Origin of the sequence: Enterobacter cloacae complex sp. S3 (assembly GCF_014930495.1) — a bacterium.
Classification (GTDB): domain Bacteria; phylum Pseudomonadota; class Gammaproteobacteria; order Enterobacterales; family Enterobacteriaceae; genus Enterobacter; species Enterobacter asburiae_B.
Genome location: NZ_JADBRD010000021.1, coordinates 40,710 through 64,205, shown reverse-complemented (window position 1 = coordinate 64,205; position 23,496 = coordinate 40,710). Strand labels below are relative to the sequence as shown.

25 protein-coding genes are annotated in these 23,496 nt (G+C 64.1%); 17 read left to right on the top strand and 8 right to left on the bottom strand.

Annotated features, from left to right (window positions below):
• Positions 1-129: 129 nt before the first annotated feature.
• The 6 genes from IM317_RS13810 (at position 130) to IM317_RS13785 (ending at position 5,578) form a co-directional block, all read left to right on the top strand.
• On the top strand, positions 130-639 hold the full coding sequence (locus IM317_RS13810; protein ID WP_023101689.1) for a RadC family protein: 510 nt from the start codon (positions 130-132) through the stop codon (positions 637-639).
• 279 nt (positions 640-918) lie between these two features.
• On the top strand, positions 919-1,269 hold the full coding sequence (locus tag IM317_RS13805) for a DUF2958 domain-containing protein (protein ID WP_023101688.1): 351 nt from the start codon (positions 919-921) through the stop codon (positions 1,267-1,269).
• A 65-nt stretch (positions 1,270-1,334) separates the two neighbouring features.
• Positions 1,335-1,613 carry a hypothetical protein gene (locus IM317_RS13800; RefSeq protein WP_023123544.1) on the top strand — a complete coding sequence of 93 codons (279 nt, stop codon included), beginning with the start codon at positions 1,335-1,337 and terminating at the stop codon, positions 1,611-1,613.
• Between the two features lie 719 nt (positions 1,614-2,332).
• Positions 2,333-3,163 (top strand): DUF932 domain-containing protein, encoded by an 831-nt coding sequence (locus tag IM317_RS13795; protein WP_023101686.1) that lies wholly within the window; start codon positions 2,333-2,335, stop codon positions 3,161-3,163.
• A 75-nt stretch (positions 3,164-3,238) separates the two neighbouring features.
• Positions 3,239-5,305: a ParB/RepB/Spo0J family partition protein gene (locus IM317_RS13790; protein ID WP_023101685.1), complete on the top strand. Its 2,067-nt coding sequence runs from the start codon at positions 3,239-3,241 to the stop codon at positions 5,303-5,305.
• A 63-nt stretch (positions 5,306-5,368) separates the two neighbouring features.
• A complete protein-coding gene (locus IM317_RS13785; RefSeq protein WP_023101684.1) occupies positions 5,369-5,578 on the top strand; it encodes a hypothetical protein in 210 nt (69 codons plus the stop codon).
• Between the two features lie 128 nt (positions 5,579-5,706).
• Here IM317_RS13785 and IM317_RS13780 read toward each other — a convergent pair whose 3' ends face one another.
• Positions 5,707-6,225, bottom strand: coding sequence for a GNAT family N-acetyltransferase (locus IM317_RS13780; RefSeq protein WP_023101683.1), 519 nt, complete (start codon positions 6,223-6,225; stop codon positions 5,707-5,709).
• A gap of 826 nt (positions 6,226-7,051) precedes the next feature.
• Between IM317_RS13780 and IM317_RS13775 the strand changes: the two genes are divergently transcribed.
• Complete coding sequence (locus tag IM317_RS13775; protein WP_023101682.1) at positions 7,052-7,366, top strand: DUF736 domain-containing protein; 315 nt, start codon at positions 7,052-7,054, stop codon at positions 7,364-7,366.
• A gap of 358 nt (positions 7,367-7,724) precedes the next feature.
• Here IM317_RS13775 and IM317_RS13770 read toward each other — a convergent pair whose 3' ends face one another.
• The gene (locus tag IM317_RS13770; protein ID WP_023101681.1) at positions 7,725-8,021 is read right to left on the bottom strand and encodes a helix-turn-helix domain-containing protein; all 297 of its coding nucleotides are present in this window, start codon (positions 8,019-8,021) and stop codon (positions 7,725-7,727) included.
• Positions 8,022-8,263: 242 nt separating this feature from the next.
• Between IM317_RS13770 and IM317_RS13765 the strand changes: the two genes are divergently transcribed.
• From IM317_RS13765 to IM317_RS13720, 10 genes are all read left to right on the top strand, one after another.
• Positions 8,264-8,614, top strand: a complete 351-nt coding sequence (locus IM317_RS13765) for a DUF2958 domain-containing protein (RefSeq protein ID WP_023101680.1) — start codon at positions 8,264-8,266, stop codon at positions 8,612-8,614.
• A 109-nt stretch (positions 8,615-8,723) separates the two neighbouring features.
• Positions 8,724-8,903, top strand: coding sequence for a hypothetical protein (locus tag IM317_RS13760; protein ID WP_071560086.1), 180 nt, complete (start codon positions 8,724-8,726; stop codon positions 8,901-8,903).
• A 54-nt stretch (positions 8,904-8,957) separates the two neighbouring features.
• A complete protein-coding gene (locus IM317_RS13755; protein ID WP_023101679.1) occupies positions 8,958-9,728 on the top strand; it encodes a DUF7011 domain-containing protein in 771 nt (256 codons plus the stop codon).
• A 111-nt stretch (positions 9,729-9,839) separates the two neighbouring features.
• Positions 9,840-10,121: an AlpA family transcriptional regulator gene (locus IM317_RS13750; protein ID WP_003107109.1), complete on the top strand. Its 282-nt coding sequence runs from the start codon at positions 9,840-9,842 to the stop codon at positions 10,119-10,121.
• A 26-nt stretch (positions 10,122-10,147) separates the two neighbouring features.
• The gene (locus IM317_RS13745; RefSeq protein WP_023101678.1) at positions 10,148-11,005 is read left to right on the top strand and encodes a replication initiator protein A; all 858 of its coding nucleotides are present in this window, start codon (positions 10,148-10,150) and stop codon (positions 11,003-11,005) included.
• A 253-nt stretch (positions 11,006-11,258) separates the two neighbouring features.
• The gene (gene parA, locus IM317_RS13740) at positions 11,259-11,897 is read left to right on the top strand and encodes a ParA family partition ATPase (protein ID WP_016452353.1); all 639 of its coding nucleotides are present in this window, start codon (positions 11,259-11,261) and stop codon (positions 11,895-11,897) included.
• Positions 11,894-12,178, top strand: coding sequence for a hypothetical protein (locus IM317_RS13735; protein ID WP_023101676.1), 285 nt, complete (start codon positions 11,894-11,896; stop codon positions 12,176-12,178). The genes parA and IM317_RS13735 overlap by 4 nt, the downstream gene beginning before the upstream one ends.
• A complete protein-coding gene (locus tag IM317_RS13730; RefSeq protein WP_023101675.1) occupies positions 12,175-12,738 on the top strand; it encodes a DUF2840 domain-containing protein in 564 nt (187 codons plus the stop codon). The genes IM317_RS13735 and IM317_RS13730 overlap by 4 nt, the downstream gene beginning before the upstream one ends.
• Positions 12,735-13,310: a S26 family signal peptidase gene (locus tag IM317_RS13725; protein WP_023123540.1), complete on the top strand. Its 576-nt coding sequence runs from the start codon at positions 12,735-12,737 to the stop codon at positions 13,308-13,310. The genes IM317_RS13730 and IM317_RS13725 overlap by 4 nt, the downstream gene beginning before the upstream one ends.
• Before the next feature lie 424 nt (positions 13,311-13,734).
• The gene (locus IM317_RS13720) at positions 13,735-15,717 is read left to right on the top strand and encodes a relaxase/mobilization nuclease and DUF3363 domain-containing protein (protein WP_036412910.1); all 1,983 of its coding nucleotides are present in this window, start codon (positions 13,735-13,737) and stop codon (positions 15,715-15,717) included.
• On the opposite strand, the gene IM317_RS13715 is transcribed toward IM317_RS13720, so the two are convergent.
• From IM317_RS13715 to IM317_RS13690, 6 genes are all read right to left on the bottom strand, one after another.
• Positions 15,710-17,020 carry a patatin-like phospholipase family protein gene (locus IM317_RS13715; RefSeq protein ID WP_309233160.1) on the bottom strand — a complete coding sequence of 437 codons (1,311 nt, stop codon included), beginning with the start codon at positions 17,018-17,020 and terminating at the stop codon, positions 15,710-15,712. The two genes, IM317_RS13720 and IM317_RS13715, sit on opposite strands and share 8 nt — an antisense overlap.
• 308 nt (positions 17,021-17,328) lie before the next feature.
• Positions 17,329-17,946, bottom strand: coding sequence for a DUF3313 family protein (locus IM317_RS13710; protein WP_036412908.1), 618 nt, complete (start codon positions 17,944-17,946; stop codon positions 17,329-17,331).
• 12 nt (positions 17,947-17,958) lie between these two features.
• On the bottom strand, positions 17,959-18,294 hold the full coding sequence (locus IM317_RS13705) for a multidrug efflux SMR transporter (protein WP_080750184.1): 336 nt from the start codon (positions 18,292-18,294) through the stop codon (positions 17,959-17,961).
• 169 nt (positions 18,295-18,463) lie between these two features.
• Complete coding sequence (locus IM317_RS13700; RefSeq protein ID WP_036412904.1) at positions 18,464-21,580, bottom strand: efflux RND transporter permease subunit; 3,117 nt, start codon at positions 21,578-21,580, stop codon at positions 18,464-18,466.
• Positions 21,581-21,602: 22 nt separating this feature from the next.
• A complete protein-coding gene (locus IM317_RS13695) occupies positions 21,603-22,718 on the bottom strand; it encodes an efflux RND transporter periplasmic adaptor subunit (RefSeq protein WP_223302413.1) in 1,116 nt (371 codons plus the stop codon).
• Positions 22,719-22,768: 50 nt separating this feature from the next.
• Positions 22,769-23,404, bottom strand: coding sequence for a TetR/AcrR family transcriptional regulator (locus tag IM317_RS13690; RefSeq protein WP_036412900.1), 636 nt, complete (start codon positions 23,402-23,404; stop codon positions 22,769-22,771).
• Between the last annotated feature and the right edge of the window lie 92 nt (positions 23,405-23,496).

Below are 23,496 nucleotides of genomic sequence, written 5' to 3'. Positions count from 1 at the left end.
TCGCCGTCAAGGGCGGCGCGCGCCATGCGCGCTTGCGTCCTGGCGGCCGTCTGCGACCCCTGACTGCTTGCGCTGCGCCGTGCTGGCGACGGTTCCGGGCAATTCCGCCCGAGCAACCGGAGCACGATCATGTCGCAACTGTCCTTTTCCTCGTTCGATTCCTCGCTGATGGTGCGTGACACGCAGGGCCGCTACCTGCTGGCGACTGCCGAGCAGATTCTGGACGCCGCGCGCCAGGCCATCGAGCGCAAGATGCAGCGCGGTACGTCGTTCACATCGCCGGCGGCAGTCAAGGAATACCTGTGCGCCAAGCTGGCCGGCTTCGAGCATGAAGTCTTCGCGGTGCTGTTCCTCGATACACACCATCGGTTGATCGAATACGCCGAGATGTTCCGCGGCACCATCGACGGCGCATCGGTGTATCCGCGCGAGCTGGTCAAGGAAGCGCTGCGGCACAACGCGGCGGCGGTCATCATTTCGCACAACCACCCGAGCGGCAATCCCGAGCCGTCGCAGGCCGACAAGGTACTGACGCAGCGGCTCAATGAGGCGCTGAGGCTGGTGGACGTGCGCGTGCTGGATCACGTCATCGTCGCGGGCAACAGCACGGCATCCTTCGCCGAACGCGGCCTGATTTGACCTTGGGGGCTTCGGCCCCTTTTTGCTGCGCCTGGTGGCGCAACTCCGGCCCTCGCGGGCCTGCGCGTGCTGCGCACTTGCCGAAAGCCGGGGTGCGTGGAGGTGTGAGGGAGGCGGTCTTGCTGTTCCCTTCATCGTGCCACGGCGTTCTCGCCGTCAAGGGCTGCGCGCCGATGGCGCTTGCGTCCTGGCGGCCGTCGTTGACCCCTGACTGCTTGCGCTGCGCCGTGCCCCGGAAGGGTCGGGCAATTCCGCCCGGCAACCTTTCAGGAGTTCACCATGAACAACCTACTCATCACTACCGAGCAGCGCATCGTGCTGCTGGCCAACGGCCGCGCATCGCTGGAGAACCCGGACTTCGATCCGGCTCCAGTGGTCAAGCTGTTCACGCCGGACGGCGGCGCGACTTGGCTGCTGACCGAGATTGATCCAGACGACCACGACCACGCCTTTGGTCTTTGCGACCTGGGCCTGGGGGAGCCGGAAATCGGCTGGGTCAGCTTGGACGAGCTGGCGAGCGTGCGCGGCGGGCTGGGCCTGCCGATCGAGCGCGACCTGTCTTTCCGGGCAGAGAAGCGTCTAAGCGGCTATGCGCGTGATGCGCGGCTGGCCGGGCGAATCGTCGTCTGACTTCGCCCTTGGAGCGCCGCAAGGCGCTCCTTGCGCTTTTTCGACCATCACAGGAGATCAATGCCATGAGCAGCCATCACGACTACATCATCGAAATCACCGCGCAGCATGATGCGCTCAAGCCGTTCGCGCCGGAGAACGGCCAGCCGCTGCGCTTCAAGATCGGTGACGCGGTGATCTACACCAACGAATACGGCGTGCAGTTCCGTAGCTGCATCAACGGGTTCTACCGCCCGACCGAGCCTTCGGGGCTGTATGCGCGCGGTATGCGCTACTACCTCGATTCGTCAGCGCCGTGGATGCCGGTTGCGCAATCCAGCCTGCGCCCTGACGACTCGGCCTGATGCCTTCGCGCCGCTTCCGGGGCGCTGCGCGCTGCGCTTGCCTCCAGGGGAAAGCCCTGCGGGCTATCCCCGCCGCGCGAGGCTTGGCACCCCTAAAGACCGCCGAACCGGCTGCGCCGGATCGGCCAGAAATCCGCAGCCACAGCAGAACCCGCTTCCCGATGTGTGGGGCGTAGTGCGCTTGGTGCTCATCGAACCTTGAAGGCTGGGCGTCCCCGGCCACCTGGGAGATGGCCGGTCGCGCTGTCGTGCGCGTAGCGCATCAAACCCCCTTCGGGGTTTCGCCCCTGTCGGGCTTCCATCGTTCCCTCGCTCCGCTCGGCTGACGCCTCCGGCCCGGCTTCCAGCTTCGGGCCTGCGCGCTTCGCTTGCCGTGCGGTCAGCGCAAGGGGAAGGCCGTTGCCATGTCCAGCCGTCTCCCCTGACTTCATCACCTTGTCCGCGACTGTAGCCCGCGCCCGTGTGCCGTCAAGGCGCGCAGGGCCGTGTCCTCGGCTGCGCCTGCGGGCCGCACCAACCCTGCGCTTGCCTCCTTGACGGCACACGTTCGCGCGCTCCTGACCGTCGCGGGCGATGAACTCAGGAAAGACGGTGGCAACAGGGCCAACCGGGTTCCTCTCGCCGACCGCACCAAACAGCCGAAAGGCTGGGCTCCGAATCTAGGAATCCGGTGTGCGGTGTGAACAGCAAACCCTTTTTTCTTTGTCAGGAGAAATGAAATGCAACTCGCATCCCGATTCGCTTCCCGTTCCCCCTCGCTGCGCAGCGACTACCCGCTGTCCGATGACCAGATTCACCGCGTAGCGCCGTCCATCTTCGCGGACGCGCCGCATGAAAGCCGTTCGCAGCGGTACGCCTACATCCCCACCGCTGCCGTGCTGACCGAGCTTCGCAAAGAGGGGTTTCAACCCTTCATGGTGACGCAAACCCGCGTGCGCGACGAAGGCAAGCGCGAGCACACCAAGCACATGATTCGCCTGCGCCACGCCAGCCAGATCAACGGCGCGGAGGCCAATGAAATCGTGCTGCTGAACTCGCACGATGGCACGAGCAGCTATCAGATGCTGGCCGGGATGTTCCGGTTCGTGTGCAGCAATGGCCTTGTGTGCGGCGACACCGTGGCCGATGTGCGCGTGCCCCACAAGGGCGACGTTTCCGGGCACGTCATCGAAGGCGCTTACGAAGTTTTGCGCGGCTTCGACCGGGTGAAGGATTCCCGCGATGCCATGCGCGCAATCACGCTGGACGAAGGCGAGGCCGAAGTGTTCGCCCGCGCCGCGCTGGCCCTCAAGTACGACCCCACCGACAACAAGCCCGCGCCCATCACCGAATCGCAAATCCTGATGCCGCGCCGGTTCGACGACCGCCGCCCGGACTTGTGGAGCGTGTTCAACCGCACGCAAGAAAACCTGACCAAAGGCGGATTGCATGGCCGCAGCGCCAACGGACGCCGCCAGCAAACCCGCCCGGTGCAGGGCATTGATTCCGATGTGCGCCTGAACCGCGCCCTCTGGATGCTGGCCGATGGCCTGCGCCAGTTGAAAGCCTGACCCCTTCCGATGTTTCACCCGCCGGAGGGGCGGTTTCCCCTCCATTCCCTTGTTTCACTTGATTGGAGAACCACCATGAACGCCATCACCTACACCGAAGCCCGCGCCGTCAACACCGCCGCCGCTGTCCCGCTGGAAGCCGCCGACCCGACCAAGAACCTGATTCTGGTTCCGCTGTCGCGGCTGGTGCTGCGCCCCACGGGCCGCAACGTGCGCAAGACCCCGCGCATGTCCATCCCCGAATTGGCCGCGAGCATCCAGCGCGTGGGCCTGCTGCAAAACCTGATCGTGATTGCATCCGCCGATGGCGAGCACTACGAAGTCGTGGCCGGTGGCCGCAGGCTGGCCGCGTTGAAGCTGCTGGCGAAGAAGCACCGCATCAGCAAGGAATGGGAGGTGCCTTGCCTGCTGGTGGCCGATGGCACCGCCCGCACGGCCAGCCTCACCGAGAACGTGCAGCGCGAAGCGATGCACCCGGCAGACCAGTTCGAGGCATTCGCCGCGCTGGTGGCCGAAGGCCGACCCATCGAGGACATTGCAGCGGATTTCAGCGTGTCCCCGCTGGTGGTGCAGCGCCGCTTGAAGCTGGCGAACGTATCGCCCCGCCTGCTGGCCGACTACCGCGCCGAAGCCGTGAGCCTTGACCAGTTGATGGCCCTGGCCATCACCGACGACCACACCGCGCAGGAAGTCGCCTTCTACGATGCGCCAACATGGCAACGCCAGCCGTCCGCGCTGCGCGACCGCCTCACCGAAAGGGAAATCGACGCCTACCGGCATCCGCTGGTGCGCTTCGTCGGGCTGGACACCTACGAGGCCGCAGGCGGTGGCGTGCGCCGTGACCTGTTCGCCGAAGGTGACGCGGGCGTGTACCTGACCGATGCTGCGTTGCTGGACAGGCTGGCGCAAGACCGGCTGGCGGGCATCGCCGCCGAAGTGAAGGCCGAAGGCTGGGCATGGGTGGATGCCACGCCGGGCGTGACCCATGCCGACCTGCACGCCTTCCAGCGTGCGCCGAGGGAGCGGCGCGAACCGACCAAGCGCGAAGCGCAGCGCATCGAAAAGCTGCAAGCCAAGATGCAGGAACTGGCCGCAGCCGTGGATGACGCGCTGGACGTCGACGACGAGGAAAAGGCCGATGCCTTGCAGGAAGAAGGCGAAGCCGTGGGCGAGCAGTTGCAGGCGCTGGAAGATGGCTTGCAGGACTACAGCCCGACCGTGAAGGCCGCAGCCGGTGCCATCGTCACCATCGACCGCAACGGGCAGGCCGTCATCCATTGCGGCCTGCTGCGCGAGGCCGAGGCCAAGGCGCTGCGCACGCTGGAACGCCTGCGCCAAGGTTTCAGCGGCGAGGATGCCGTGAACGACGACGAAGGCGAAGACGGAGACAGCGAAGGGCAGCCCAAGACCGCCGCCATGTCCGACCGGCTGGCGCAACGGTTGAGCGCCCATCGCACCGCCGCGCTGCAAATCGAAGTGGCACGGCATCCGCAAGTGGCGCTGGCCGCGCTGGTGCATGGCATGGTGCAGACCGTTTTGCAGGAAAGCCACTACGGCCACGATCTGCCGCTGGGCGTGAGCCTGAAAGTGCAAGACCGGCTGGAAGGCATGGCCCCGGACTGGCCGGAATCGCCCGCCGCCGTGGCGCTGCGCGAACTGCAACAGGTGGCGGGCGAAGCCTTGCCCGAGGACAGCGCCGAACTGTTCGCCGCGCTGCTGGCGAAGTCGCAAGACGAACTGGTGCGGCTGCTGGCGGTATGCGTGGCCGTCACGGTGGACGTGGTGACACCCCGCACCACGCGGCAGCAGCCGGGCGAAGAACTGGCGCAGGCCGTGGGGCTGGACATGGCCGCGTGGTGGAAGCCATCCAATGAAGGTTATTTCCGGCATGTGCCGAAGGCCGCGATTCTGGAAGCCGTTGAGCAGTTCGCACCGTCGCACGTCACCCGGCTGGCGAAGTTGAAGAAGGCCGACATTGCCAGCGAAGCCGAGCGGCTGGCGGATGGAACCGGATGGATGCCCGCCATCTTCGCCACCGAAGGCACGCAGGAAGCCACGCAGGCAGAACCGCAGGCGCAGGATGACGCCCCGGAGGATGCCGAGGCACTGGCGGATGAACCCGCCGTGGCGCTGGCCGCTTGACCTGCGCCGATGGCAAGCGCCCCGGCCTTGAACCGGGGCGCTTCGCTTGAAGGAGAACGCCCCATGACCCACACCACCACCAGCCGCCTACGCATGGCGGCGATCTACGCCCCCGGCGCGGTACGCGCCCGCCGCTGGCACGGCGACGGCGACGTGCGCGGCTACCGCCCGCCCTCGGGCTGGTTAGCCCGTGCCGACCTGACCGACATTCACCCCATCACGGGCCGCGCCTTGCCGCGTGCCGTATGGTGGCTCATCGAGACGAAGAAATAACCCGAACAGCACCGCGCCCAGGCCGTTCCGTCCTGGGCGCGGTGAAATGCAAATCCGGGCGCGGCGGTGGCCGCGCCCGGTGTTCAAGGCCAACAGCCGAATCAGAACGCCGCCGCCTTCGCGCTCGCTCAGGCGGCGGCGTTGAAGGCATCGCTGTAGTGCGCGACGCCTTCCGGCACTGGCCCGTGCAGAGCCAGCGCCATGAAGTAGCCGGGCGGTACGCCCGGCAGTTGCAGACCCGCATGGGCCTCAAAACCAAAGCGCGCGTAATACGCGGGATCTCCCAGCAGCACGCAGCCTGCGGCCTGCATGGCTCGCAGTTCGGACAGCGCCTGTTCCATCAGGCGCGAACCGATGCCGTTTCCCTGCCTTGGCGGCAGGACGGAGATTGGCCCCAGGCCGTACCAGCCTTGGGCCTCTCGCCCGTGGTCATCGGTGATCGTCACCGGCGACAGCGCGACGTGGCCGACGACCTGGCCATGTTCTTCGGCCACGATGGAAAGCGTCAGTTCGCCGGCGGCTCGCAAGGCCCGCACGATGAATTGCTCGGTGTGGCTGGTATGTGGTGCATCGGCGAAGGCGGCCACCGTGACTGCCTCGATGGCGGCAACGTCGTCCGGGGTTTCGTGTCGGAGCTGGAGGGTCATGGACTGGTCTTGGTTTTCTTCCTGAGAGCATAGAACGGCCTGGGCGTGTCGGCGCGATGCGCCGCCGGGCTTTGCGGGCTTCGCCCCGTGCCGACTTCGCTGTCACGGCCATTCGGCTTCAATCCCTCACGTCTTCGCGCCTGCGGCGCTGCGCGCTGCGCTTGCCTCCAGGGGAAAGCCCTGCGGGCTATCCCCGCCGCGCGATGCTTGGCACCCCTTGATACCGCCGACCCGGCCTACGCCGGATCGGCCCGGCCAGCGCCCCACCGCGATGGGCGCGGCACTGGCGAACACGCTGGCGCTTGCTGCGGCAGGTTGTGCAAATGCAGGCCGTCCTCAACGCTGGCGGTTCGTACCCATCACGTCACGAAGGACGGTTCACGCCAGTTCACGGTATGCCTTTCCGGCATCGCTATGGAGCTTCCACGCCACGCCTCAAGACCGGCACCGCAAGGTGCGGCAGGGGCGTTCTCGCGTGTCGTCGGGGGGTTGACCTGGCCCGCGTCAGCGGGCGAGCCGGTGCAGCCTTCATGCGGGGATGCCGAGCCGGCCCCATCTCCTTTCGGAGCGGTTCGGCCCAAGGCGTCCTTGTCTCGTTGTGAATCCTGGCGGTGGCGCGGCTGCGCCTCGGGCTTCATGGCTGCAACCGTCCTTCGAAAACAATTTCCCCGCCGCTGCGCGGCTTCCTCGCGCAGCAAATTCTTTTCGCCTCCCGGCTCTCCACTGCGTTTCGACCGCAAGCGGTGCAGCCAGCCCGTCCCCCGCCGGCCGGATCACAACAAGGACGCGATGGGCGCGAACCTTGTTCAACCGAAAGGAAAACATCATGGCCAACATCGGCACCTTCACCGCAGAAAAAGACGGCTTCACCGGCACGCTTCGCACCCTGACGCTCAACGTCAAGGCCAAGCTGGTTCCCAACGACAAGGGGGACAACGAGAAAGCCCCTGACTTCCGCTTGCAGGCGGCCAGCCACGACATCGGCGCGGCGTGGAAGAAGACCAGCGAGGCCGGGCGGGAGTACATCTCCGTGACCCTCGACGATCCATCGTTCCCAGCCACGGTCTATGCCCGCCTGATCGAAAGCGAGGACGGCACGCACGACCTGATCTGGTCGCGCAGCAAGCCCCAGGCGGCGTGACCGCCGCCCGCAGCGCCCCGCCACACGGCGGGGCGCTGCGCTGTTTCTTCGCCCCAAACCTGGCAGCGGCAAGCAGCAATCCATAGCAGGTTGCGTTTCCATACGCGGAAGCTGCGTTGGTGCCGTCGGTCAGGGCATGGCGTGTCGGCGCGATGCGCCGCCGGGCTTTCGGGCTGCGCCCCGTGCCGTCGTTGTCGTCACGGCCATTCGGCTTCAATCCCTCACGCCTTCGCGCCTGCGGCGCTGCGCGCTTTGCTTGCCTCCAGGGGAAAGCCCTGCGGGCTATCCCCGCCGCGCTGCGCTTGGCACCCCTTGAGCGCCGCCGAACCGGCCTGCGCCGGATCGGCCGGGCCGGCGCCTACGGCTGGGCCGCTGCTGCTGCGAGCTGGCTTTCAGCCTCGCTCATCAGCACCGCCGTGCTGCATTCGAGCGCGCTGGCGATCTTGAAGATAAGCGCCAGCGTGGGCATGTGTTCGCCGCGCTCGACCTTGCCCATGTGCGAACGCTCGATGCCGGCCAGGTGTGCCAGCGATTCCTGCGCGATCCCTCGTTCCGTCCGTAGCGCGCGCACCGCCGCGCCGAAGGCTTGCGCCAGTTCGGCATCGAAGGTGGTGGCACCGGCCGGGCGGCCAGGTTGGACGGAGCGCTTCTGCATGGACAGAAGCGTCAAATCGCAGGACAATTAAAACCACGTTATCTTTAACTCATTGCCAAAAAATCGCTGTTCCGTGCTTTTACGGAAATCCGCATTTACGGATTTCCACAGAACCGGGGAATCGCATCCGTGTCTTTCCGGCTTCCTGCAATTGCGCTTCCGCGCTTCCGTTCTTCTACGGATGCGATGGCTTGTGCATCCGTGCTTCCACACGCATGCACGGTTCCGTGGGGGTTCTGCCCATGACCTTGCCGCTTGTCACCGCTGATGAACGCGCCCGGCTGCTGGCCCACGGCGCGGCGCTCGCCGCTGGTCAGCGCCTCGACCCGCTGCCGGTGGTGCGCCTGTTCACCCCTGACGCGCATGTGACCTGGCTGCTGGTGTCGCTCGACCCCGCCGATGGCGATACGGCCTATGGCCTGATCGACCTCGGCATCGGCATGCCCTCGCTGGGGACGGTCAGGCTGTCCGACCTGGCCGGCATCGTCGGGCCGCGCAAGCTGCCGTTGCAGCGGGATCGGTATTTCCAGGCGGTGCGCCCGCTGTCGGAGTACGTCCGGCTGGCGCAGGAGAACGACGCGATCACGGACTGATGAACGCCAGCGCGGCCCGGCCAGCCGGGGCGCACTGTGACTATTTCAGTCTTGGTCAAGACCGGGTAGGTCTGAATCGGCATTGATGCACCGAAGCGATGCCAGTCTGATGCAAACAGTCCTGATCTTTGGCGCGGGCTGCGGCACGGTATCCGGTGCCGCGCACCATTTCCGGGTGGCGCAGCCGTCGCATTCAGACGATTTCCCCAACACGCCGGAGCCAAACGGTCTTGACACCGACAGTTACAGCTTAACCGTTTTTGATGATGACCTGATGGCATTTCGATAGCTCCCGCATCGCGGAAATCGTGGCGACGCATCCCAAGCACAGGGAGCTTTCGCCATGACTGATCGCAGCGCCGACCACTGGTATCCGACAGCCGCCTATCTCTACGTCCTGCACCTCGATGGCCCCGCGCTGGCCTGGGAATACCTGCGCAGGAATCCCGACTACCGCCGCGACTGGCTGCGCCGTCGCCGCCGACCGGACGCGGCGCAGGCTTGGAGCCTGCGCCTGTTGGAAAACCCAGCCCTGGATGCGCGCGAAGCGCATCCGGCCTGGTTCCCTGACCACGATGCCGTGGTGCAGCTCTATCCCGACGCCGACCCGCCACCCGAAGCCCATGCCTTCGAGTTCTGGCGCGTTCCTGGCCGCAAGCAACTGATCCACGATGGCAAGCGCCTGGTGCTGGTGGCGCATTGGCCCGGCTGCTGCCTGCGGCTCGCGCTCGCGCCGGGCCTGGAGGACGGTGTGGCCTACCTCTACGCCACTCGTGCCTGCGCCACGCCCTGCACGCGCTATCGCACGCTCGCGGCGGAACTCGACGCCCTGGCTGCCGCCACGGTTGCCGCGCCTGCGGCGGCGGCCCGTTCGCGGCCCACGCCTGCCGCACTGCTGGAGCTGCACACCTTGCAGGCGCTCGACGCGACCCTGGCGGGCGCGTCCTTGCGCGAAGTGGCCGAAGGGCTGTTCGGCGCCGATACCGTCGCGGGCGACTGGCACAAGGACGGCGCCTTGCGCGCCCGCGTGCGTCGGCTGGTGCGCCGTGGCGATGCGCTGATGCGCGGCGGCTATCGCCGCCTGGCACAGCTTCCGCCACTGCCGTTGCAGTAGGGGGGACGTTTCGCAGCCCCTGCAATTCGTCCCTTAGCAAGAAGCCTCGCTTTCTTGAAAGTGCCTTCATCCGGCTGCGTGGTGTGGCCGGGCTTGATGGAGGTTCATCCCATGCGACCAGCTCCCTTGCGGCCTGCCGCCACTGTCTCGACCGCTGCCGCGCAGCCGCAGCGTTACCTCACCAACGACGAAGCCGCCGAGTACCTGCGCTTGTCGCCGCGCACGCTGGAAAAGCAGCGCGTGATCGGCGGCGGCCCGCGCTTTCGCAAGTTCGGCCGGCGCGTCATGTACGCCGTGGCCGACCTCGACGCCTGGGCGGCCGACCGCAGCTTCGAGACGACTTCCGATCCCGAGTACGCCGAGCACCACTCGGCGGACAGCCGTGCGCGCTGATCGCTGGCGCGCGCCAGGCCACAGCCATGTCCATCTCCGCGCTGCCATTCCGGCAGCGGCCCCCGCAAGAACGCGAACAGCTCGACCTGTTCCGCGCCTTGCCGGGCGACATGGCACCGCGCGACAGCCAGGACTTGATGGCCTATCCGTTCTTCTCGCTCGCCAAGTCCAAGCGGGTCAAGCCCATCGACTTCCGGGCGGGCAACGTCACGATCCGCGTGGAAGGCACGCAGGAGCATGGCATCGCCACGATTTGGGATGCCGACGTGCTGATTTGGGCGGCCTCGCAGATCGTGGAGGCGAAGGATGCGGGCCTGCGGCCATCACGGCTGATCCGCGCGACGCCCTACGAGATCCTGCGCTTCGTCGGGCGCGGCAAGTCGCTGCGCGACTACCAGCGCCTCAAAGCGGCCTTGGATCGCCTGCAATCGACCACGGTGGCCACGTCCATCCGCGAGACAACCGGGCGGCGTTTGCACCGTTTCTCGTGGATCAACGAATGGAAGGAACTGGCCGATGCCAGCGGCACGCCGTTGGGCATCGAGCTGATCTTGCCGGACTGGTTCTATACGGGCGTGCTGAATGCGGCCCTGGTGCTGACCATCGACCCGGCGTATTTCCGGCTGACCGGCGGCATCGAGCGGTGGCTGTACCGCCTGGTGCGCAAGCACGGCGGCAAGCAGGCATACGGCTGGCAATTCGACTTCCGCTACCTGCACCAGAAATCCGGCAGCACCGCCAAGCCCTACGACTTCGCCTGCGACTTGCGCGCGCTCGTCGCGCGGCAGTCGCTGCCCGGCTACGTCCTGGGCATCGAGCGGATGCCGGACAGCGGCGCCGAGCTGCTGACCTTCCGGCCCGTGCCGCATACGGCACGGGGATAACTCCGGGAGAGCCTGTGAATAGTGTCGTGCTATCAGGCGTGCGGGGTATCGTGCTATCAGGCGTGGGACTATCGTGCTATCAGGCGTGCCAATCGGCCGCAAACCCGCGCCAGCACTGGGTTTGCGCGCCCTCTAACTTCCCTAACTTAATTTCTCTAACTTGTAGTAGGGAAACGCCGCTGCGGTGGACAACCGCCACGCGGCCACCAACGCAGCAGGAACAGCCAGGCTTTCCAACACGAAGGGCCAGGCCATGATCGTCGCGCTGCTCAACCAGAAAGGCGGCGTGGGCAAGACCACGCTCGCCACCCACATTGCCGGCGAACTGGCAATGCGCGGCCAGCACGTCGTGCTGCTGGACGCCGACCCGCAGGGGTCATCGCTCGACTGGACACAGCGCAGAAGCCAGCAAGGCTTGCCACGGCTTTTCAGCGCCGTGGGCCTCGCACGCGAAACGCTGCATCAGGAAGCCCCGGAGCTGGCACGCCGCGCCGATCACGTTGTCATCGACGGCCCGCCGCGCATCGCCGCCTTGGCGCGCTCCGCGCTGCTGGCGGCCGAGCGCGTGCTGATCCCGGTGCAGCCCAGCCCCTACGACCTGTGGGCCAGCGCCGAGATGGTGGCGCTGATCCGCGAGGCGCAAGTCTTTCGGCCTGCGCTGCGCGCGGCCTTCGTCATCAACCGGCGTGTCAGTACCACCGTGATCGGGCGCGAAGCGCGCCAGGCGCTCGCCGATCAGCCGCTTCCTGCGCTGCGCGCGGAAGTGCATCAGCGCATCGTGTTCGCCGACAGCGTGGCCGCTGGCCGGCTTGCACGCGAGACGGCGCCGGACAGCGCCGCCGCGCGCGAAATCACCGCGCTCGTGGACGAACTGCTGCGGTGGACGACATGACCGCGAAGCCACCACCGAACAGCAAGCGCGCAGCAAAGCGCGTCGGCATCGGCGCGCGTCCACCTGCGAATCCGCACGCCGAGGCGTGGATTCGCCAGGGCGACGCCGACGCGCTGGGCAAGGGCGACCTCTACACGGCCCGCCTCACCCTCGACATCACGCCCGCCATGCGGGCGCGCATCAAGGTCTCTGCCTTCACGCAAGGCGTGACCGTGGCCGACCTGCTGCGCGGCCTGCTGGAACGGGAGTTTCCCGAGAACCGCAGGGAGAACACACCATGACTGCATCCACTGCACTAGCCGCCGCGCCTGCCGCTGTCGCGGCCACGGCCACGGCTGCGCCACAGCCATCATTCATCGCACCTTCCGGCCAGCCAGCCAGCGCGCCGCTGACGCGCGTGGCGCTGGCCTACATCGAGGCCCGTTTCAAGCTCTACCTGCGCTTCGGCGAACCCGCGCGCACGCACCAGCTCGACCGCTGGCGGCGCAGCGCGGTGTTCCTGCCGGGCGCGGTGTTCTGCCGCATCCGCTGGCAGGCCAACGACTACGGCACCGTGCGCTGGCAGCTCATGGTGATGCAAGCCTGCACGCCGCTGGACGCGGCGCAGCGCATCCCCGGCGTACAGCCGGGCGCGCGCCTGCTGCTGCACGCCGAGGGCGACGGGCAAGTGCGCGCCGTGCTGGAACGCATCGACGCCATCGAGGCGCTGGGCATCGCGCCCATCGCCGTCTCGCCTGCGTACTGGCGCACGCTCGCCAACCGGCTCGCCGCGCGCCTGCCGCTGCCCGAGTACACCGCCGAGCGGCACGCCGCCTGGTTAGCCGGGAGGGTGCTGCCATGACCGCCGTTTCCACTGGCGCCAACACCACTGGAAAGGCACCGCGTCCTCGCTCGCGCCTGCGCGCTCGCATCGTGCTCGCGGGCTTCGCCGCCTGCGGCCTCGCTGCGCTCGCCTGGGCGTCCTTCGTGCATCCGATGCCGCGCCTGATCTACAACCCGTCCGACAGCGTTCCGGTGGGCTGGTATCGCATCGCACCACCCGATGCGCCGCGCGTCGGCTCCATCGTGCTGACCACGCTGCCGCCAGACGCCGCCGCGCTGGCCGCGCAGCGCGGCTACCTGCCGGCGCGCGTGCCGTTGCTCAAGCGCGTGGGTGCCGTCGCGCCGCAGGAGGTGTGCATCGCTGGCGGCATCGTCCGCATCGACGGCGTGCCTTTGGCCGCCGCGCTGCTCGCCGACCGCTGGGGCCGCCCGCTGCCATCCTGGCAGCAGTGCCGCCGCCTTGAACCCGGCGAGCTTTTCCTGTTGAGCGTGACCAACCCGTCGTCGTTCGACAGCCGGTATTTCGGGCCGGTTGCCGCATCCGCCGTGATCGGCGTCGCGCACCCGGTCTGGCTGGAGAAGCGCCCATGATCGCCGCCGATTCGCTGCGCATCATCGTGCTATCAGGCGTGTCGATCCTGTGGTGTTCCGCGTGTCATCGCGCGTGCAGTGCGAGCGCATCCGCGCCGCGCTTCGCGCCGCCTTCCCATGTGCAGGCGTCTTGCCTCGAACGCTGCCGGCCTGCGGCCGTCGCCGCGTTCGCCGGCGCGCTGGCTGCTCGCGCAGCAGCGCCGCCGGGCCGCCGCTGCCCGGAGCGCCAGCGAGGGGCAAAGGCGGAAGGCAAGACAAAAGGACGCGACACCGGGCCGCGTCGAACGCCAGTCTGCACGTGGGGTTGGCGCGGCACGCAGCGGCTTCGCCGCCGTGCCGCGTATGGCGCGAGGCCCGCGCCAATGCAGGCATGTCCGCGTGCTTCGCACGACAGGACACGCCAGAGCTTGCAGGGAGCGAAGCCATGACCGACCGCCGCGACGACGACTTTCGCGTGCGCCCCAGCGCCCCGAAGAACCGGGGCAAGGGCCAGGGGCAGAGCTTCGTTTCCAAGGTGCTCAAGCAGGCCGGCAAAGCCAGCAGCGGCAAGTCGGCAGTACGCCGTCCTGGCGCGGCTGGCACCGGCCAGCGGCCCGGCTCTCGGCTCGGACGTGGCCACACGGCGGCGCGCTTCGCCGGGGCGAAGCTAATGCCCATGTCGCGGCGCGTGACCATCAAGACCTTGCTGGTCAATCACCAGCGGGCCAGCCCGCAATCGCTCGCCAAGCACCTGCGCTACATCGAGCGCGACGGCGCGGGTCGCGATGGCGAACCGGGCCGGGGCTACGGGCCACAGGCCGACGAAGCCGATCTGGACGCCTTCAAGGAACGCTGCGCCGACGACCGGCACCATTTCCGCTTCATCGTCTCGCCCGAGGACGGGGCCGAGCTGGACGACCTGCGCACCTACACCCGGCATCTGGTGAGCCGCATGGAAGCCGACCTGGGCACGCGGCTGGATTGGGTGGCGGTGGATCACTGGAACACCGACAACCCGCACACCCACCTGATCGTGCGCGGGCGCGACGACACCGGCAAAGACCTCATCATCGCGGGTGACTACATCGCCCACGGCTTCCGCCATCGCGCCGCCGAGCTGGCGACCGAGTGGCTGGGGCCGCGCACCGAACTGGAGATTCAGCAGACCTTGAGGCGCGAGGTGGAACAGGAGCGGTGGACGAGCCTGGATCGCACCTTGCAGCGCGAGACCGGCGAGGATGGCCGGGTGCATGTCGAACGGCTCAACGAGCCGAGGTTGCAACGCCAGCGCCTGCTGCTGATCGGCCGCCTGCAACGCTTGCAGCGCCTGGGCCTAGCCGACGAGGTGCAGCCCGGCACCTGGGCCATTCATGCCGATGCCGAGAAGACCTTGCGTGCCCTGGGTGAGCGTGGCGACATCATCCGAACGATGCAGCGGGCCATGAGCGGCCAGCCGCGTGAGCTGGCGGTGTTCGAGCCGGGCGACGATGGTCGCAGCCTCATCGGCCGCGTGGCCGCGAAGGGGCTTGCCGATGAGTTGCACGACCGAGGCTATCTGATCATCGACGGCACGGACGGTAAGGCCCACTACGTTGCACTGAACGCCCGCGACGAACTGGCGAACTATCCCACGGGCGCTGTGGTAGAGGTGAAGGGTTCGACTGAGGTGCGCACGGCCGACAAGAACATCGCCTCGCTGGCGAGCGATGGCCTGTACCGCACCGATCATCACCTGGTAATCGAGCAGGGCCGGGCTACGCCCGGACGCGACCCGCAGGAAGTCGTCGCCGCTCATGTCCGGCGGCTGGAAGCCCTGCGCCGGGCTTGCATCGTGGAGCGCGTGGCCGAAGGGCTATGGAAGGTACCGGACGACCTGGCCGAGCGTGGCCGCCAATACGACGCGCAACGGCTGGGCGATGTAGCCGTAGAGCTGAAATCACACCTTCCTATTGAACGGCAGGCCCGCGTCATCGGCGCGACTTGGCTTGACCAGCAACTGATCGGCGGTGGCCGTGGGCTGGGCAACTTGGGCTTTGGCGGTGATACCAAGCAGGCCATACAGCAGCGAGCCGATTTCCTCGAAGAACAGGGGCTGGCACAGCGCCGCGGGCAGCGCGTCATCCTCGCGCGCAACCTGCTGGGCACGCTACGCAATCGGGAACTAGTGCAGGCCGCGAAAGACATTGCGGCGGAAACCGGCCTAGAGCATCGCCCGGTGGCCGACGGGCAGCGCGTAGCCGGTATCTACCGGCGTTCCATTATGCTCGCCAGCGGGCGCTACGCGATGCTCGATGACGGCATGGGGTTCAGCCTTGTGCCGTGGCGGCCGGTAATTGAGCCGCGACTGGGACAACAGCTTGCCGCAAAGGTTATCGGCGGAAGTGCCTCTTGGGAACTTGGACGAAAGCCCAGTATCGGTATCAGTTAGATATCAAGGGAAGCTGAGTACCAGGCGCAGTCTGCTTGGCTGCTGTGATTCTTCTTAGAGATTCAATCAATGCCATAAACTCCTTGGATTGCCTCAGTGCTTCGCCTCCCGCAGTTTGCAGGTCCAAGACATCCGTAGCCTCGATCGTGAAGGCTGTGGGCACGCGCAGCAGCGAATGCCGGATCTTGTCGTCCGGCACGTCGTTCAGACTTACGCTTACTACGTAGATTTCTGCGTCGGCCGCAAAGGGGCTGTCCGCTTGGCCACGGGTGCGAGCAATCTCGGAACGCCAGTGCTGCAGGTCGTCGTTAAGCATGGCCAGCGTCACCTGGGTCTCGCGAGCGCCTGCACCGAAGATCAGCGACTCAAGTACTTGCGTCGTACTGGGGACTCGGTCGCTACTGTCCACGCGCTCGCTCAGGCCGCGTTCGGAGTTCACAGTCACCAACACGAGTCGGCGCAGGCTTCCGGGCTTGACGTCCGAGAAGTTGGCGCTCATTGAGCCCGAAGCTACTAGCCGGTCTAGCATCAGACGTACGCCGAGGTTGTCGGAGACACCACCGTCTACGAGGTGGATAAAGGGCCGATCCTGCGCATTGCGGTAGCTGTCTATGCTGCTTTGCAGGATGCGTGATCTGAAATCTTGCCCACGGATAGGCAAAGATCGAAGAGGCGGCGGACAAGTATTCGCGTTGTTTCGTACCGTTACGGGCGACAGCAGCAGCGGCACTGCCGACGAGGCCGCCACCGCGAAAGACAGCGGCGTGGCATCGAGGTCGGAACAGATTAGCCGGAACTGCTCGGTAGTGAAATCGAAAGGGGCACCGGTAGTGAGGTCGGTTGCCGTGATCATCAGATCGGGCGCGCCCGGTCGTCGACGCACGTCACCAAAGGTGCGACCTTCGAAAAGTTCGTCCAGGCGTTGAGCCAAGATCTGGCTGCGTCCAAACCAAGGTGAAGTTAGTCGATAGAGACGCGCAGGCCAGAGAGCTTCACGTACGAGTCGCGCCTCAAAGGGTACAAGCAGAAAATCCGGTTCGAAACGAGTCAGCGTGGCATCGCCGAATGCCGCGAAATGCGCGGCAAGGATGCTGCCCCCCGACACGCCGCTGACCAAAGACACCTGGTCCAGCAGAGTTGTCTCCTGGCCCTCTAGAGCGAAGCGTGTGGCCTTGAGTTCGCGCAGCACGCCCAGGCCAAAGGCCGCCGCCCGCGCGCCTCCACCTGACAGTGTTACCGCGACAACGACCGGTTGGTTGACCTCTGGCGGCCGGATGCGTTGGTCGCCCTCGGCGGAAGCCACTAAGGTGGCCTCGGAAAGTGGTGGGTTGATCCAAGGACGGTAGGTGGAGCACCCTGTCAGAACTACCATCGCCATCGCGCAGGCCAAACCCAACCGCGTGGATCTACACGCCTCCAGTCGCTTTACCCCCGCAAATAGCATCGCGCAACCTCTCGAATAGAAAAGAACGAAAGGCCACGGCAATTTTGCGGTGGAACCGAGCGAATTCAGAATGATGCTGGCGATCCAAGAAAGGCACCCCACCAACCCTCTTAATGGGGTTTCTCGCACTTTGCTTGTGGCGCGCGCAGGTATGGAATAAATGCTATTCACGAGTCAGCACTTCTCCAAGCGCTATTGATCTGTTCAAGGCAGGTGGAGATTGCAGACTTTGCATGTCCGAGCAGTGTATAGGACCCTTTGAAATCAGCGAGAGCGTTGCCGTGCCCGAAGCAGCTAGCAGCAGCAACTCGACGACCTGTTTGTTCATCTACTGCCTCGAACTCCAAACTGGCTCCGCCGGTTGTCACTGGCCCAACAAGCAACGTCGTTAGGGTATTGACTGCTCGATTAGGTGTCTCAATGGTCGTAATTGCCACACGCACACGTATGCGGCCTGACGAGGAGGGAGCTTCGGACTTGGTTTGGAGGTGTCGCAGTTCACTGTTGACATGATCGAGAAGCTCACGCACTTGCTCCGAGTCAAGACCATCAATGCGTCCAGTTCCCGTCACTATCTGAGCACCCTCGACTACTATTTCCCGGTAATGACGGGGCTCAAAGCCAGGCGCTTTAAAGAGTAAAACGTTCTCGTACTTCGTTTTTTCCAATGCATCGTAATTACCAAGAAACGCAGATCTCGTCATTCCGTTTGATGCACAGCCAGACAAGGTCGCAGCAAGGCTTAGCACCAGAAGGAGCCGGGCCGGTGAAATAGAGGTATTCATAGAAAGTTTCGCTTATCCCATTTTCAAACAGACAATTCCGGAGACAACAAGCGCAATGCCGGCCCAACGTATCAAGGAAGCCGTGTCACCGAACACATACACACCCACAAGAAATGCACCTAGTGAACCGATGCCGGTCCAGACCGCATAGGCTGTTCCCATGGGAATATGCTTGAGTGATAGCCATAGGAAAAATCCACTGGCTGCCATACAGGCAACCGCAATGGCCGGCCCCACGTAGCGCATCGCCACATTGATTGCACCCAGCTTGAGGCCGAGTGGCCAACCTATTTCGAAAAGTCCAGCAAGCAGAAGCACTAGCCATGGATTCCACATCAGCGGGTTCATGTATTTCTCCAAATCTATTCAGAAAAACTTAGCCATCCAACCATCGACAAAATCGGCAGGTTGGCGACAGTTAGTTTTATTCCTAGAGTCTTTCCAATAACGCTGAATCAGCCCCCTGCGTTGCCCCAGCTACGGGACATGACGGGGCCTAACACGTTGATCAGATGGTTTAAATCGGCTGCGTCGGATGTCGCGTCGCTTCTTGACGCTGCTTTCTGCCGGGCCACTTCATCCCAAACAGCACTTCGTAGAGCAGCGGGATCAATCCCAGCGTCACGAGAGTGCCAAGCGCTAAGCCACCAATCATGGCGATGGCCATGCCCTTCCACAGCGGACCTGCAAACAACATCAGTGGCACCAGACCGGCGATACAGGTCACCTTCGTCATCACGATCGGACGCAGCCGCTGCATCGCCGCCCCCACCAGGGCCTCATGCCGCGCGAGCCCTTCCGCGAGGCCCTGTTCAATGCGTTCGAGCAGCAGAACAGCGTTGTTGACGATGATTCCAAAAAGCGCGAGCACACCAAAGGTCGCCATGAAGCTGAAAGGCGTCCCTGTCGCCTTCAATGCAATCACGACACCAATCAACGTGAACGGAATGGTTGCTAGGATGACGATCAGCTTGCGGAACGAGTTGAACTGCCAGATGAACAGCAGCAGCATCGCCAGAAGAGCAAACGGCATGTAGTGCGAAAGCGAAGCATTCGATTCAGCTGATTCTTCAATTTCTCCACCAAGCTCTATGGCATAGCCTGCAGGTAGTTCGATTGCAGCGATCCTAGGTGCGAGATGATCCACGATCTCTTGCGCGGTGTATGCCGTGTTCTGCCCCTGAACCGTAACCGTACGAATGAGATTGCGGCGTTGAATAACGGACGGCTCGCTGGACAGCGTGACATCGGCCACTTGAGCAAGAGAAACGGGTTGTCCACCCGACGCAGGATAGATGGTCGTCGCACCTACGTCTGCAGTACTGCGCCGATCACTGGACGTCCCACGCATCACGATTGGCACGCTGGTATCACCATCGCGGATCACCGAGATCGACTGGCCGATGTAACGGGTGCCAAGCCAGGCGGCGATGTCGTCGGTGGTAACGCCAGCACGTCGCGCACGGTCTTGATCGACTCGAACATCGAGACGGCCGACACGAGTGTCCCAGTTGTTCTTGATGTTGGCCGTACCTGGCAGCTCCCGTAGCGCGGACTCAATTTTCGCCGCCGCATTCATCAGCACCTCATGATCCGGCCCGCTGACCCGGTAGACGGCTGTGCCAGCTTCGGTAGTACCTAACGAGAACCGCTGAGGCTCTGCGCGTACCTCTCCATGATGCTGGGCGAAATAAGCCCGCGTCCGGGCAATCACCGCATCAATGTTGGTGCCTGTCTTGACCGTCACGACGAAGTACGCAATGTTCGATGCTGGCAACGGTGGATTCAATCCGAGGATGAAGCGCGGTCCACCGTCAGCCACGTAGCCAATGTGATCCGTAATTTCGGGGTTGATTTCTTGATCGCCGAGCCAGCCACTGACCTCCTTCACTTTCGCAAGCGTGAGGCGTGAATCCGTTCCTGGTGCGAGTTGAACAGGTATCTGGAATTGCACACGGTCGGACTTCGGCAAGAAGTCGTATGGCAGTGTCGTAAATCCGTACAGAGCGACGGCCAATGCGCCCGTCATCACACCGACGTAGATCGCCTTGTGGCCGAGTACCCACTCAAGCACCTTGCGATAGCCGCGATAGAAGCGTGTGTTGTAGGTCTGCGCGTCGTCTGCTGGCTGATGATGCACTTTGGCGAAGTGGTAGCACAGCAGAGGTGTGACGGTCAGGCAGAGCAGCCAAGATCCGAGCAAGGTGAGCGCAAGGACGATGACCAGAGAGCGCAGATATTCACTCGTCGCACTCTGTCCAAAAAAGAACGGTGAAAAAGCGATGACGATGACCAAGGAGGACGTCAGCAGTGGCAGTGCAAGCGTGCGGCCAGCTTCGAGACAAGCCTGTTTGCGGTCTTCCCCAGCAGCCAGGCGCCGTTCAATGTCTTCGGCAATCACGATGCCGTTGTCTACCAAAAGACCCAGCGCGATGATGATGGCGGCCATCGAAACGCTCTGCAGTTCGATGTTCAACGCGCGCATCACAATCAGCGCCCCCAGAATGGTCAGCGGTACGATCATGCCGACGATGATTCCTGTGCGCCAGCCCAGGAATAGGACGACGACGCCAAGCACGATGACGATCGTTTCGATCATCACCTGGTTCATCTTGCCCATCTCGTGCTTAACGATGTCCGCCTGGAATGTCACATAGGACAGCTCGAAACCTGCGGGTAGAAGTTTCTCAAGCTCGGCCACGCGGGATTTGAGGGCCGCGCCGAATTGCTCCACGTTCTGGCCCGAAGTCATGGACACTGCCATCACCACGGCAGGCTGGCCCTTATAGATTGCGGCGGACTCAGGTGGATCTGCAGGTTGAACCTGCACCTGCGCAAGTTCTCCCAGTGAAATTGAAGGAGCAGGAGAAGCACCGCGCACACCCTGAGCTTGCGCCATCATGATCGGCAATGCGCGCAGCGATGCAGCGTCGCGAACCTCTCCACTAACGGCCAGCGAAGCGTTGATGCCGCCGATGGCGATTTGCCCGCCTGAAAGAACGACGTTTTGTTTAACGAGTTGATCGATCACCCCTTGAGGGGTCAATCCAAGCTGGGCTAGCTTGGGCCGGTCAAATTCAAGATAGACGCGCTCTTCCTGCAGACCATAGAAGCTGATGCGATCAACGCCAGGAAGCGCGTACAGGCGGTCGCGCATCTCTTTCAGCGAAACCCGCATCTCGCTCATGGAGTAGCCTGGAGCAGTCACAGCAATGGACGCCACGGCAACACGGCCAAAGTCGTCGTTGACAAACGGCCCCAACGTTCCCTGGGGGAGCATCGGTTGAGCATCGGCAACCTTTGCACGCACGCGCTGCCAAATGGGGGCTAGGTCGGTGTACCGCTCCCAGATCGTGACTTGTATGACGGCCCCGCCCGCGCGAACGGTCGTGGTTACGCGCTTGACCTCGGCCAGCTCCCGCAAGCGCTCTTCAATCGGGCGCGCAATCAATTGTTCGACGCGTTCAGCCGGCATGCCAGGGTTCAGAACGGCGACAACCGCATCTCGAATCGTGACCGATGGCTCTTCCTGCGAAGGGAAATTGAGGAACGTGGCAATGCCGGCAACAAGAATGATGACCGCGGCAAGGTAGGTGAGTCTGCTGGCGCGCAGCGCCATTTCTGTGATCTTCATAGCGACGTCTTCCTATAGCGCGTCAGCGTCCGGCCAATTGAGTCGTGGCTTTGAGTGGAGTGACTTGTTGTCCGTTCGTCAGCCAGCCCGCGCCAGCCGCGACCACCATCTCGCCCCGCTTCAGGCCACCCACGACGCGAACGTTGTCGCCGCCTGGCTCGCTCTGGAACTGCACTTCCCTGCGGTGCACCTTCTTCCCCGTCACGTCATACACAAACACTGCGGCTTGTCCCGCTTTCTCACTGAGCACCAGTGCCGAATAGGGAAGCATCAGGCGGTCTGGTGAGGCATCCTTCGCTTCCGGCGCCTTCAGCAATACTTGAACGGCTGACCCGGGTCGAAGACTGCGCGCCTGAGTGGCATCTTGAGGAACTAGCACGACAGGCAAAAGTGAGCCATTTTCTGCACGCAAGCCAATGCGTTGTACCGAAGCACGAACGGGACTTGCTGACTCGCTCAGACGCAGTTCTGCGACTTGCCCAACTTTGATGTGCACTGCTTGGGTCGTCGATGCAGTCGCAAGGACTTCTACGCCGCTGCGCAGTCCATCCACTTGAAGCACGGGCGCTCCGGCTGCAATATCAGTGAAAGGCAGAGCGAGCTTCTCCGCGACGACGCCGTCAAATGGCGCATGAATGGCGGTACCCCGTCTCGCACGCTCGGCGAGGCGCAATGTGGCCTTTGCATTGCGTACCTGGCCTTCAGCAGCAACCAACTGTGCTTTCACACTCTCGAATGCCGCGGGGGATATCACGTTGCCCTCAAGCAGCCCCCGTTGCTGCGTTGTTTGAACGATTCTGTCTGCCAATGCGGCTTCCGCTGCAGCGAGTGCCGCCCGAGCCTGCTCCAGGCGGAGTTGCTCAGGCTGAACATCCAACTCAGCCAGAAGCTGTCCGCGAGAGAAGCGGTCTCCCACGTCCACATGAAGCTTACTGATCCGCCCGCCAGTCTCGAAGCCTAAGGTACTCCGCTCACTGGAACGAGTTAGGCCACTCAGTTCAATGCGATTGGCTACAGAAGCTACATCACCCACGGTAAGCAGCTTGACCGCTCTCGGGGGATCGGAAGCAGGCTCCTTTTGACCACCGCAGCCGGCAAGCAATGCGAGCAGAGCAAACGCGAGGCCGACTTTCTGCATTTGCCAGGACCGGGATTTAAAAGGAGCGCAAGACACGGGAAGGCCTTTCATCAGCGTTTATCAATAGGGGTGAGTTCCAGATCGCCGCGGGCGAGCGCCTGGAGGGTGTGCATGAGTCGAGAAAGGTCTTCGGCAGCAAACGTCGGAAAACCCATCATTTCGGCGAGGAAGACTCCGTCCAAGGCAAATAGAACGATTCCGGCGATATCGGTGCCGCGTGGAGATTTGCTCGCGTTCTCGTACTGCCTGCGGTACCAGCCGCGCACAGGCTCAAGCAGCGTGGGGTCTTCAGCCACGGCCGCCAGCAATGCAGCGCTCATCTTTTGCATCCCGCCGTCAGGCATAGCCGAGACCTGGCTGGATAGCCAAGGGTCTGGATCGCCGACGAATGGCAGCTCTCGCTCTTCCTGCCCGCCATCAAACGCCGAGACCTGGTCATCAATCATCGTGAGGAGCAGATCGCGCTTGGTCTTGAAGTGGTACAGGAACGCACCTTTGCTCATTCCTGCCCGTGCAACGACCGCGTCAAGCGTTAGGTGCCCGGCACCTCCCTCCATGACTACGTCACGCGCAGCTTGAAGGATGCGCTCCCGTGTTTGTTGCGCTTTCTTAGAGATGGAGGGGGCTTCAGCGCCGTTGTCCGCCGAATGCGACTCCTCTGGGCTTGATTTCATACGAGTTGCCATGGTGAAACTCCAAAGATGCTTGATTTTTGAATCGTCTGGACGGTATAGTACACGCCATGAACTATGCCCGTCAAGACGGCCTCCTCAATTCA